Annotated in this window: 9 protein-coding genes; 4 read left to right on the plus strand and 5 right to left on the minus strand. The window is 43.5% G+C overall.

Features of this window, described 5'->3' with window-relative positions:
- Positions 1 to 366: 366 nt before the first annotated feature.
- Complete coding sequence (gene apcD, locus B1A85_RS13425) at positions 367 to 843, plus strand: allophycocyanin subunit alpha-B (protein WP_104547417.1); 477 nt, start codon at positions 367 to 369, stop codon at positions 841 to 843.
- Between the two features lie 91 nt (positions 844 to 934).
- The gene (locus tag B1A85_RS13430) at positions 935 to 1,420 is read left to right on the plus strand and encodes an allophycocyanin subunit beta (protein WP_104547418.1); all 486 of its coding nucleotides are present in this window, start codon (positions 935 to 937) and stop codon (positions 1,418 to 1,420) included.
- A 126-nt stretch (positions 1,421 to 1,546) separates the two neighbouring features.
- Here the strand turns inward: B1A85_RS13430 and B1A85_RS13435 are convergent, their stop codons facing one another.
- On the minus strand, positions 1,547 to 2,956 hold the full coding sequence (locus B1A85_RS13435) for a chlorophyll A-B-binding protein (RefSeq protein WP_104547419.1): 1,410 nt from the start codon (positions 2,954 to 2,956) through the stop codon (positions 1,547 to 1,549).
- Between the two features lie 348 nt (positions 2,957 to 3,304).
- Positions 3,305 to 4,738 (minus strand): D-alanyl-D-alanine carboxypeptidase/D-alanyl-D-alanine-endopeptidase, encoded by a 1,434-nt coding sequence (gene dacB / locus B1A85_RS13440; RefSeq protein ID WP_104547420.1) that lies wholly within the window; start codon positions 4,736 to 4,738, stop codon positions 3,305 to 3,307.
- A 141-nt stretch (positions 4,739 to 4,879) separates the two neighbouring features.
- On the opposite strand from dacB, the gene B1A85_RS13445 reads away from it, so the two are divergent.
- On the plus strand, positions 4,880 to 5,566 hold the full coding sequence (locus B1A85_RS13445) for a hypothetical protein (protein ID WP_146087176.1): 687 nt from the start codon (positions 4,880 to 4,882) through the stop codon (positions 5,564 to 5,566).
- A gap of 77 nt (positions 5,567 to 5,643) precedes the next feature.
- Here the strand turns inward: B1A85_RS13445 and ilvB are convergent, their stop codons facing one another.
- From ilvB to B1A85_RS13460, 3 genes are all read right to left on the minus strand, one after another.
- Entirely contained in the window at positions 5,644 to 7,518 is a 1,875-nt protein-coding gene (gene ilvB / locus B1A85_RS13450) for a biosynthetic-type acetolactate synthase large subunit (RefSeq protein ID WP_371681667.1), read from the minus strand.
- 247 nt (positions 7,519 to 7,765) lie between these two features.
- Positions 7,766 to 9,025 carry an MFS transporter gene (locus B1A85_RS13455; RefSeq protein ID WP_104547423.1) on the minus strand — a complete coding sequence of 420 codons (1,260 nt, stop codon included), beginning with the start codon at positions 9,023 to 9,025 and terminating at the stop codon, positions 7,766 to 7,768.
- Between the two features lie 83 nt (positions 9,026 to 9,108).
- Positions 9,109 to 9,654: a hypothetical protein gene (locus B1A85_RS13460; RefSeq protein WP_104547424.1), complete on the minus strand. Its 546-nt coding sequence runs from the start codon at positions 9,652 to 9,654 to the stop codon at positions 9,109 to 9,111.
- A 113-nt stretch (positions 9,655 to 9,767) separates the two neighbouring features.
- Here B1A85_RS13460 and B1A85_RS25210 point away from each other — a divergent pair, with 113 nt between their 5' ends.
- Positions 9,768 to 13,193, plus strand: a complete 3,426-nt coding sequence (locus B1A85_RS25210; RefSeq protein WP_104547425.1) for a diguanylate cyclase — start codon at positions 9,768 to 9,770, stop codon at positions 13,191 to 13,193.
- The last annotated feature ends 3 nt before the right edge of the window (positions 13,194 to 13,196 follow it).

A 13,196-nucleotide genomic window follows, 5' to 3' on the forward strand; every position in this document is an offset into this window, starting at 1 on the left:
ATGTAGTTCATTTCACGCGCGCAATATCTAGGATATTTTTGGAGATTGCTGTGTTGAATGGCTACAAATTTAGCACGGCACTCGTTATATCAATTATATAAATGATGCTAAGTTTTTATTCATTGTTACTTCTTTGTCACCGCATAATCATCAAGTATTCGAGTGATAACAATAAGTTTATTTTTATTATTTTCTTTAAAGAAAAAACAGATTATTATATAGATTAATCTCTATACAAACCCTAAAAAAATATTAATTGTAAAGTTATAAATTGGTTTATTAAATTGTGAGAATTTTTGCTGACTTATTAAGAAATAAGAGATAAAAAAAAGTTAATAAAGTGCTCAACTTTGTGGAGGACAGCAAATGAGCATAGTAGCACAAGTAATCGCTCAATCTGATGAAGCCAATCGTTTTTTGACTAATACGGAGCTCGATAAGCTACAAGATTTTTTCAGAACAGGAGAACAGCGATTAAAAGTTGCTCAGATCTTGACACAAAATGAACAAAAAATCGTGCAAGAAGGCAGCCGCCGCTTTTGGCAGGTCGTTCCGAATACTCCAAGTAATAGCGGCGATCCCAAAAAAACAGCATTATGTCAACGAGATCAAAGTTGGTATTTACGATTAATTACCTACGCTGTTTTGGCAGGTAACATGAAACCCCTTGAAGATATTGGTATAGATGGAATGCGAGAAATGTATACTTCTCTAGGTGTTCCTGTCAGTAATATCGGTAATTGTATGCGTTGTCTAAAAGAAGTTGCAACAAACATGATGAGTAGCGAAGAAGCAGCGATCGCCAAGCCTTACTTCGACTATTTGATTCGAGCAATGTACTAATTTTTTAAAGCGCAATTTTTTTGACACAATTCATTTTTGAGAAGTTAATTTTTCAGTAATCTTTTGAGCAGTTTAGTTTGAGAAGAAAGCAATGCAAGATACGATTACTTCGCTCATTAACCCTGCGGATCAACGCGGTAAGTATTTAGAGACTGAGGAATTAGAAAAACTCAGACGATATTTTCAATCAGGTGAGTTACGTGTCAAAGCTGCATCGGCAATTAGTAATAATGCGGCTAATATTATTCGCGAAGCTGTAGCAAATTCGTTGCTGTATGGTGATATTACTTGCCCTGGTGGAAATATGTATCCTACCCGAAGATATGCAGCGTGTATCCGCGATTTAACGTTGTTTTTACGTTATGCTACTTATGCGATGCTAGCAGCCGATCCTTCGATTTTAGATGAGCGAGTGCTTGACGGACTTAAGGAAACTTACAATTCATTAGGTGTTCCTATCCAACCTACGATACAAGCAATCCAGGCGATGAAAGAAGTAACAACTCGCTTGGTAGGTACTGAAGCAGGTGAAGAAATTGGAATGTATTTTGACCATATCTGTAATGGTTTGAGTTAGAACGTTTTCTCCGAAGCCCCCTCTAGATCCCCCATATACTGGGGGATTTTGTGCTTGGAAGCTTCTAGAATTGGTGTAGCTGAGGAAAAACCTCAGCACGCGTACCTCTGCTCTGACCCCTGACCTCTAGCTTCTTACCCCTGCACCTCTACCATATACGCCATATCTAAAGGTTTTCCCCTGCGAACTCTGGCGCGGATAGTAAGTTGTTTCGTAGAGTTTACGCGGCATGGACTGTGGATATTTTAGATGAGATTGCTCCTCAGTTGGGCTTTCGTAGAACGGGTTTGAAGTATGTTTGGGATAGCTAAATTCGTAAAGAACTTTTTGCTTTGGCTGTGAGTTGATAAAACTTGGCTTTCCATGCGCGTGCGATGGATTATAAAGCTTATTATTGGCTGGTTGTTGATAAGCAAAAGCAGGTTTCTGCTCGAGCGCGGGGGTTTCGTAGAAGGTGTTTAAATTTGGCTGTGGCTGGTAACTAAAATGTTTTTGATACGCCAAGTTAGGATTGGGGAAAATCTCCGAGAAGGCGTTTTTCCAAGATTCTAAAACTGGCTCAAAGTAACTCGATGCTAACCCGAAATGCCATAATGAACCTTGAAGAACAACAAAGGCTAGATAAAAATAGGCGTTAGCCAACCAAATTCGCGTTGTTGGTTCGGGATCGCCTGGGATATAAAAGTGCGGTAAGAGAAATAAATTAAACTGCGATCGCACTCCGTAGAAGTCTTCAGGATAGACAAGCGTATTCAAGCCGCAATAAAACGCTCCAGCGAATCCTGCAAGCGACAGCGCAAATAGCGAATACCCTAAAATTGCATTCCCAGAAAAGATGAATCGCCGCTTCACCCAATCAAAAGGTTCGCGGGAAAGATGCCAAATTCCACCTAAAATCAGCAGGATACCCGCGTAGATATGACCGCCAACGACATCTTCTAAATTGTTTACAGTGAATAGATGCAAAATGCGATCGCCAATTGTCAGTGGATTCAGCGTCGGGTTCGTAACAACTCGCACCGCACCCAAATGAGCATCGTATAAACCACCAAAAAACATTGCTTTAGCGGCGATCAGTAGCGCGCCTAAGCCCAAGAAAATGAGGTGATTGCCTAGAATCAATCCTAACTTGTTTGGGTCATCCCAGTTAAAATGATAGCGACGTGCTGCTGGTTTCTCATCTTCTAAACTTTCAGCGACTTTAGTGCGGTGAAACCAAGTACCGAAAGCAAATACGAGCGATGAGACGATCAATACAATAGCGATCCGAAAATAAGGTTGGGTATGAATCACTTGATTATTTAATACGCCCCATCCTTGAGTTGCTAAGCGTGGTAGCCAAAATAGCCGTTGCTCGTACATTGGTTGCGTTGGCGAGTAGCGCGCAATTTCCCACAAAATCCACGCACCAATACCAAAACAGACTATTGCGGCGTGTGCAATATGTGCAACCAAAAATGTTCCTGACAAATTAATAAATCGGGCATTTCCAGCCCACCAAGGATACTTAACCTTGTTTTTGCTGGATGTTTGCATTTTATTAAAGCCTCAGTTTCAAAGGTTTCCTAGTCAATGACAAGAGCGTTCCGAGGAAATCCCATCTCACAAAACTGTTACAAATCTGAATTAAATAGGTGAGAATGAACGTAACTTAAAGGTTGGTGACTGGTCAATGGTAATTATTGGTAAGAATGTTGATTTTTTCTTACCAATTACCAAACCTAAAAAGTCTGACTTCTAATCATGCCCACCTACTTAGTGATATTATTATTGGCTAATAGAAATATCGCAATTAATTGCAGCATTTGTTAACGTTATGCAATTTTCTGTAATCTAAACTATGCGCAATTAGCTACGAACTAAACGCTAACAGCTAGTAGCTTTTCAACACCGATGCAAACGAGTCAAAAGTACTACTATCTCATCAATTGCTTGCCGAATCGTTGTTGCTGGTAAATCCGATTGATTAACAAGAATACTGAAAACTAACGGCTCATAGTTAGTCGCATTGAGATATCCTGATAAAGCAACAATACCGCTCATCGTGCCAGTTTTTGCTTGCACAATACCTTGCGCGGGTGTATTCTGGAAGCGGCTTTTCAAAGTACCGCTGATACCAGCAACAGGTAAGGAATTCCGATAAACCTTGGAACTCGCCATCGCCCTTAGCGTTTGCACGATCGCTTCTGGACTGACTAAATTGTGACGCGATAAACCAGCACTATCGACTAACACATATCCGTTGGGATCGACGCCTAAGGTTGTTAGGGTAGTACGAACAATTTCTAAACCATTATTTTCTGTATCACTACTTGCTTGAGCAGCGATCGCTCTCAATAATGCCTCAGCATAGAGATTATTGCTATTTTGATTTGTTTCGAGCAAAAGTTGTGCCAATGGTGGTGATATAACTGCGGCTAGTTCCTGAATATTTTCTTGGTTTGTACGCGTGACAACGGTTTGTTGAGTCGTAATTCCTGCTTTTGCTAGCGCGCGCCGGAAATGTCGCAAAAAATGTTCTGTCGGTTCAACGACTGCTAGATTGACTGATTGCGGTTCAGCATCGACACTCAAGTTACCTGTAATTTGCAGAACTGCACCTTTTAAGTCACGACTAACACTGATTGTCGTTGTTTCTCCCGCAGGAACCGTTAAAGACTCATTTTCAACCCGCCACCATATCGCTTCGGTAGGATCGATCCATTGTACCCGTAACGGTTGACCGATCTGTTGCGGCAATAACTTTAGCTCTACTGCGTTTTGATTCAAAATAAAGTTGCCAACTGGCGCGCCGTAATCTACCTGTACATCTTCCCATTCCCAGGTACGATTGACGATTGCATTGCGCAAGTAACCGTCATCAGCAATGAGTTGGTTAACTTGGCGAATACCGCGACGACTTAACTGTTGGGCTAATGCTTGTAGCTGGGTATCAGTGAAACTCGGATCTCCGCGCCCGACGATTCGCAAACTGTCGCCACTAGCATAAACTGAAGTACGAATTTGAAATTGCGCGCCTAGTCGCTGCAAAGCGGCTGCAGTTGTAAGTAACTTGGTGTTTGAAGCCGGAATAAAATACTTTTGCGCATCTTGGCTATAAAGATTGCGTGCAGTAGTGAGTGTTTGAATCAAAATTCCCCAGCGCAATCGACTAAATTGCGGACGATTGGTAATCTGTTCAATCGCTGTTCCCATTTGTGTAGGGCAAAGCTGTTGTTGAGATTCTTGTTCAATTGCGGGCTGTGTTTGGGCAATTGCAGATTGAATGCTTTGGGCAAAGAGGAGTAGAAGTAGTAAGCTAATGTACTTAAGCTTCACGCGATCGCCGTTACTAATAGTGAGATAAATTCATTTAGCGAGTATGCCACGAAACTTGAACGCAATAACAGCGAGGTCTGAAAATAGTGAAACGAATGAGTAAAATTTTGTGTATTTTAGAAGCTGTAATGTGTAGCCATTATGGGAATACTACGACGCAACTACAATAGACCCAACGTCGAAACCGAGTTATATTCCAGGCGTTCTAGTAGATTGTTATCAAGATTCGCGATCGCACTTTCTACTGTGGCAATTATTTTTAGTTCTCTGACACTTGCACGAGTATTTATACTACAGCGTGAGGTAGAAGAGCTAGAAAATTCTATAGAGCAATTAACCACTGCACCGTCGCCAACCGCTACTACCAGCCCATCCAATCCAATAGACAGCAACATTCCTACACCACCGCCTGCAGTTGCACTCGATTCCACTGCAGCACCATCTCCAACTGCAACCCTAGAACCAGGTAGATTTGTGCAACCTGCCTTAAGTAACAAAGCGCAAGTTCAATTAATCCAAGTCAACCGAATTCCAGGTCAATTTGATGTCGTTAACATCCAAATGCGCATTCGCGCGCTTGAACCGAACATTCCTTTGTCGGACATTATCAACTTGAACGACACGACAGCCAGCAATCCAGGAACGAATGAAACTTACAAAGTCATTAGCGGCGAATCGACAGGGATTGTGTCTTTGGGCGCGCTGCAAAGTGCCAACCAAACTACAGTTGATGCTTATGTCTGGTTACAAGTACCAATGCAAGTTAACGCGATCGATATTTATATTCCTAATACCGAACCTTTTAAGAATGTACCAATTGCAAGTTAAACAGATTTCCTGCACTGGTAATATTTAAGCCCACAGACTGCAGTCTGGGGCTATGGAAGCTAAGCTGTACAGCAGGCTTACAACTTAGTACCGCACTCTGGACAGAATTTATTTGTGCTGACGTTTTTTGCACCGCAGTTACTGCAGTAGATCAGTTCAGCTACTGTTTCCTCTTTGGGGCGTTCGGGTAAGCCAATCATTTGAGCATTGCTCTTACCTGGGGCAACCATAGGATAGCAGTTTTCATCGCGGGTAACGTGAGCGTCGACTAAAACTGGACCGTCATGCGCTAGCATTTCGGCGATCGCATCTGGCAATTCATCGCGAGTGCGAATCACCATCCCTTTGATACCATATGCTTTTGCCAATAGCTCAAAATCTGGCATCGCCGGTTCCATATTTGAGGAAGAGTAACGTTCGCCATAGAACGCCTGTTGCCATTGACGCACCATGCCTTGCCAACCATTGTTGATAATAATTGTCTTGACATTAATGCCATAATGTGCTAAAGTCCCCAACTCTTGGAGATTCATTTGGAAACTTGCATCGCCACTAATACAAATCACTTGCTCATCGGGTAATGCGACTTTTGCACCCATGGCAGCAGGTAAGCCGAAGCCCATTGTTCCTAATCCGGCGCTGGAAATCCAACGACGCGGACCATTTTTCAAAAATTGTGCTGCCCACATTTGGTGCTGACCGACATCGGTTGTGTAATAGGCGTCTGGGGCTTGGCGACCAACCTCAAAAATCACTTCTTGCGGCGCGATACTGTGGTCGTAGTGTGGGACGACCAAAGGATATTCTTCGCGCCAGCGGTTAATGCGATTGAGCCATTCTTGCGTTTGATTGGGCGTACCAGAGATTCCCGCAGCGTGAATGCGGTGCAATAAATCCTTGAGAACGTTGCGTACGTCACCGACAATAGGTACATCGGGCGTGCGGTTTTTACCGACTTCTGCTGGGTCGATATCAATGTGAATGACTTTAGCGCGCGAAGCGAATTCATCCAACTTACCTGTAACGCGGTCGTCAAATCTTGCGCCAACACAAATCAGCAGGTCGCATTCGCTGACTGCAAAATTCGCATATGCTGTACCGTGCATTCCCAACATTCCAACCGATAGCGGATGGTTTTCGTCAAATGCACCGATCCCCATCAGCGTTGTTGTTACAGGAATATGAAATAACTCAGCGAGTTGTTTCACTTCAGCGTGGGCATTTGCAGCGATCGCACCACCGCCTACATACAATAGCGGCTGCCGTGCCTGACGAATCAATTCGATCGCTTGCATAATTTGCCGCGGATTTCCCTTGACCGTTGGACGATACCCTGGTAGCTTAACGCTTCCTGGTTCGACAGGAACGTAGTCAAACTCTTCTAAACCAACATCTTTCGGGACATCGATCAAAACAGGTCCTGGGCGTCCAGAACTGGCAATGTAAAAGGCTTCGGCAACGATGCGCGCCATATCTTTGGGATCGCGCACGACATACGAGTGCTTAACTATGGGTAACGTGATGCCGTAAATATCAGTTTCTTGAAACGCATCCGTACCAATAGCTCCGCGCGGTACTTGTCCCGTAACAACGACCATCGGGATCGAGTCCATGTGTGCGGTGGCAATTCCTGTCACCAAGTTTGTCGCCCCAGGACCTGAAGTCCCAAAGCAGACTCCCACTTTTCCTGTAGCACGAGCATAGCCGTCGGCTGCATGAGCTGCCCCTTGTTCGTGTCTTACCAAAATGTGCTGAATTCCGCCAGCGGCTTCGGCGCGATACAGTTCATCGTAAATTGGTAGAATTGCGCCGCCAGGATAACCAAAAATATGCGTAACTCCGTGACGCTTGAGACTGTCAATTAGAGCATAGGCACCGGTTGCTCTTTTTGGTGCTTTAATCGGCGATGCTGAAATTTCGGGCTTCAGCCGAGGTTCAGCTTCTAAGGAGATATTGTTCGACCGCGACTCTTCGTAGGGAACGCTTCGTGAATGCACTGGTAAGATCCTCACGCAATGGCTAACTGGATTAGGGTTGGCTTTTGTATTTTAAGATGCATTTTAACTCGAAATTCTATTCTAATCTTCAGTGGATTTCTTGTGTCTAATAGTAGAAAAAATACTATGGTAAGGGTCAGAGATTTGCAGCTAAAGTTCGTTCGCCTAATCAAACCGTTTTACTTTTTTAAGGCGAAGTGATTCACAGCACATCGCGGAGCGTACCGCGCGTGTTCTTCCATGCCCAAAACCCAATAATAACAACAAAAATACTCATTCCCAACAATACAGTGCGTAAGCCAAGGGTATCTGCTAAGGGACCAGTAATTGCCAGTGGTAAGCTTAAGGCAATATTGACTGCATTGTTTTGAAATCCGAACACTTTACCGTGCATTTCTGCAGGAGTTTGCTGTTGAATTAAGGTTTGCATTGGTACGCCAATCAGTGATGCACCTAAACCAAGTAAGGCACTCAAACCTAAACCCAGCGCTAAACTACTGATAAAAGTAAACACCGCCAGCACGAACGCCATACTTAAAAAACCATACAAAGGTAAAGGTTTCTGGTGAAAGCGATCGCCCCAATGCCCCAAAACTCCTGCCCCCAAAACCATCCCTACTCCGGAAGCTGCCAATAAAAAACCAAATTGAGTTTCTCTTAAACCAATCTCTGCTGCCAGCTCAATTGTCAAAACTGTTAATGCCGCAAATACTGAGTATAAAAGTGTTAATTGCAGCATGGCATTCCAGACTAAGCGATTGCGTTGAAGGTAGCGCAAGCCGGCTTTAAAGTCACTCCAAGGATGAACCGTTCTGAGCTTAATATCTGCAGGAGCCTTTTCTCTAAAGGTGACAAGTTGCATAATGACGCCAGAAAGCAAATACAAGCCACCAACCAACACTTCTCCACCATATTCGGCATTCCAGTCACGAGCTAAACTCAACAAAGGTTCTCCGATCGCAAAGCCGACGATTAACGCTCCCATTGTTGTTGTCGCAAATAAAGCATTTGCTGCCATTAAATTTTCTCGCCTTACCAGTAGCGGAATCGCGGCTTGTTCTGCAGGTGCAAAAAACTGCGTCACTGTAGAGATAATGAACGTCAGAATCAACAAAATTAAAAATTCCCTTGGTAACCATGGAATCGCGATTGTGAGAATACCACGCGCGATATCCGCAGCGACAAGAATAGGTTTTTTTTGATAGCGATCGACAAAAATTCCGCCAGCCGAGCCAAAGAAGATTGCGGGTAGCGTAAATGCCAGCATGAGTGTAGATCGCATCGAGTTTTCCATGCCTGGCGTTGTTTGATATTTTCCCAACAGCGCAATCAGCAACACAAAGAAAACTTTGTCGGCGATTTGAGAAAATAACTGCCCAATCCACATCAACATGAAAGGTTGATTTTTAAGTAAGGCGCGAAATCCTCTACCAAAATCGGGTGGTTCTTCAATCGGAAACATAAGAATAGTGATTAGTGGTTAGTAATTTTACAGAAAAGCTCATTTATATTATTCTCCCCTGCACCGCAAGCACCCCTGCTCCTCTACTCCTCATATTGCTCTAACAGCGCGATCGCAAAATCAGCCGCAGTCATACGTGCGATGAGTTGCGAGTTTTTTACATAGCAGCCAGAAACCGTTTGAGGCGATCGCCATAAAGTTAAATGATCGACCGCAGGTTCAGCATAGAAATCAGCACTACCACTTCCTAGCATCCCAGAACTCCAGTGCGTAAAATAATCGTGACTGAGGCGATGTAGAGGAAAGTTGCCAAAAAGCGGAACTCCCCAGCCATCAATGGCAATCAAAGCGAGAACTTGTCCGCCTAGGCTTTGCCACAGGTTTGCGGCTGTAATTGCGCCGACAACGCCTGCACTAAAGGCGATAAAAACGATGGGGGGCGATCGCCGCTGCGGATTGCCAAGCTGCGATCGCAAAAACTGCAAAACGTGGAGTGGCGACAACACTGCATAGTCGTGGGAGGGAAAAATCAGGAAGTTGTCGCGCTGAATCGACTTAGTTTTTAATCCTTGAATGAATTGCTGCGTTAATTCGGGGGCGTGAATGCCTGGACAAATTACGACGTGCATCGGTCTTTAGAAGTAGTAGAAATATTCCGTGAATTTACTCTAGTCACCTTAAGCAGCTATACAGGAAACTTTAGAGACCCAGTTGCCGCAAGTTGTGCAGAAATACAGCTGAGATGAACTCACCAATGAGCCAAGAGGTGAAAGTTAACACTCAAAGTTCATCACCAGACGAAATTGCTAGGCTACAAGCCCTTTACCAGTGCCATATTCTGGATACGGCTCCTGAAAAAGCTTTTGATGAAATTACGACCTTAGCTGCATATATTTGTCAGACACCTGTTGCCCACATTAGTTTGGTCGACGCACGACGCCAGTGGTTTAAATCGAAGGTGGGTATAACAGCGACAGAAACTCCACGTCGTTTTTCTTTTTGTACGCATACTATCAGTCAATCGGATATTTTCATCATTCCAGATACGTTAGCAGATGAACGCTTTGCCACAAATCCATTTGTGACTTCAGATCCTTACATTCGCTTTTATGCAGGTGTACCTTTAACTACGGTTGAAGGTTACAACATTGGTACGCTATGTGTCATAGATTATGTTCCGCGAGAGCTCACTAATGCCCAAGTAGAAGCGTTACAGAAACTTGCGTATCAAGCTATGCAACTCATCGAGTTACGCCGAAATTTAGGAGAATTAGAAAGTTCTAAAACTCGACATCAAAAAAACAAAAACAGTAATTCTTTTCTCAAAAATGTTGCTGGCTTTTTTGGCATAGCTTCGCTGATTTTAATTGTTATTAGCTTCGTTTCTTATCGAAATCTCAATGGATTAATTCGTACTTATAATCAAGCAACAAACTCGCATGAAATTCTAGAAAAACTAGAAGCTGTAGTTTCCCAAATGAAAGATGTGGAAACGGGACAGCGGGGCTATGTTATTACTGGTCAGGACAATTATTTAGAACCATATAACAAAGCTACTGCCTCAATTGCTCAACACCTCGAAGAATTAAGATATTTATTGGGAGGCGAGCCAAAGTATCAGCCGCAACTGAAAAAACTTGAGTCACTTATTCAGCAAAGAATTGCTTTCAGTCAATCTGTAATTGACGCGCGAAGAAAATTTGACTTTGAAACAGCAAGACAGTTAACACTCTCAGGTCGCGGTAAACATCTCATGGATGAAATTCGCCAAATTATCCATGAAATTGAACAGCAAGAAAACGCAATTTTACAGCAGCGATCGCGTAAGGCACGAACAAACTCTTACTTGACAGTTTCGGCTTTTACGACTGGAATTTTACTTAATTTTTGCCTGCTTAGTGGAGTATATTATCTTACATATCGCGAGATTCATAAGCGCCAGCGAACTGAACTGATTCTCGAACAAGAACGTGACTTTACCTCAGCAGTACTTAATACAAGCGGTGCATTAGTTCTCGTGACAGATACTCAAGGTAAGATTGTTCGTTTTAATCAAGCTTGTGAAAAGTTAACAGGTTATCTTTTTAGTGAAGTTAGAGATAAAATTTTTTGGGATTTGGTTATTCCTCCAGAAGATGTGGCGCAAGCGATCGCGTTATTTCGCCAAGTACAAACTGAGTTTCCGCAGCAATGTGAAAGTTATTGGAAAACCAAGAATGGCGATCGCCGCTTAATTGCTTGGTCGAATACAACACTTCTTGATGCGGATGGAGTCGTCGAATATATTATCAGTACTGGTATCGACATTACCGAGCAAAAGCAAATTGAAGCAACTTTACGCCAAACCAATACGCTACAAACTGCGATTCTCGATAGTACAAGTTACACTGTTATTTCTACTAGTATAGATGGAACAATTTGTACGTTTAATCGCGCTGCTGAACAATTATTAGGCTACTCTGCTGAGGAAATTATCGGCAAAACAACACCAGTGATTTTTCATGATATTCAAGAAATCGTACAGCGATCGCAAGCGCTATCGGCACAGGGAATACACGTCCCTCTTGGCTTTGATGTGTTTGTCGCCTTAGCACGACGGGGAGAAATCGACGAACAAGAATGGACTTATATTCGTAAAGATGGTAGTCGCTTTCCAGTTTTATTGTCGGTCACAGCTTTACGCGACATTGATGGAAACATCACAGGATTTCTCGGAATTGGCAGCGATATCACCGAACGCAAGCAAGCCGTTGAAGCCTTACGCACGAGCGAAGCTCGGCTGAATTTTACTTTGGAAGCTGCTCAAATGGGAATATGGGACTGGGACATGCTAACGCACCAAGTCACTTTTTCTGAGCGGTTAGCATTAATCTTTGGTTTTCCGCCAGCTACTCGTTGTGCAACTTATCAAGATTTTATTAATACTATCCATCTTGACGATCGCGCAATTGTTGAGCAAAGTATCGCCCGTGCAGTCGAAGGAGATGGCAACTATCAGGTTGAGTTTCGGATTTTTTGGTCAGACGGTACTATACATTGGATTGGCAGCCAAGGTCGGGTTTATTACGATGACACTCATCAAGCAACGCGGTTGGTGGGTGTATCGATGGATATCACCGAACGCAAACGGACAGAACAAGCACTACAGCAAGCAAATGCAAAGTTAACTGGTTGGGTGCGCGAATTAGAAGAACGTAACCGCGAAATTACGTTACTCGGCGAGATGAGCGAGATTTTACAAGCCTGTGAAACTGTAGAAGAAGCCTACAAAACTTTACCCAGTTTAGTGCAACCTTTGTTTCCAAATTTATCGGGCGGCATTTTTCTGATTAGTGCCTCTCGGAATATAGTAGAAGCAGTGGCAACGTGGGGTAGTATTTCTAGCAGCCACGTGCTATTTAAATCAGATGATTGCTGGGCGCTGCGACGCGGGAGATTGCATTACGTCGAGAACACGCACGCAGGTTTAGTGTGTCAACATCTCGATGGCACTAGCGCAACTGTTGAATATCTCTGCGTACCAATGATGGCGCAGGGTGAAGCTTTGGGGTTATTGCATTTGAGTTGTTCAGAATTAGGGTTAACTCAAGGAAAAAAACAGCTAGCGATTACAGTTGCAGAACATATCGGGTGGGCGATCGCTAATTTAAAATTGCGCGAGAAATTGCAAAACCACAGTATTCGCGATGCATTGACAAATTTATTCAATCGCCGCTACATGGAAGAATCGCTGGAACGCGAACTCTTTCGCTGCGATCGCAAGCAGCAACCTTTGGGTATCGTTATGATCGACGTCGATCATTTTAAGCGCTTTAATGATACGTTCGGTCACGAGGCAGGTGATATTGTCTTGCGCGAAATTGGCTTGTTTCTACAAAAGAATATTCGGAAATCAGATATCGCTTGTCGCTATGGTGGCGAAGAATTAGTATTAATTCTCCCTGAATCTTCTTTAGACGTTGCTCAACAGCGGGCGGAACAAATTCGTGAAGGTGTTAAACATTTACGCATTCAACATCGCCAGCAGTTGTTGGGTACTGTAACGCTTTCGCTGGGAATTGCTTGTTTTCCGCAACACGGCTCAACTCCCGAAGCTTTAATTCAAGCAGCAGACGCAGCGTTGTACCGTGCTAAAGCTACAGGGCGCGATCGCGCTGTTATTGCTTAATAC

It is taken from the genome of Chroococcidiopsis sp. TS-821 (assembly GCF_002939305.1).
GTDB lineage: Bacteria > Cyanobacteriota > Cyanobacteriia > Cyanobacteriales > Chroococcidiopsidaceae > Chroogloeocystis.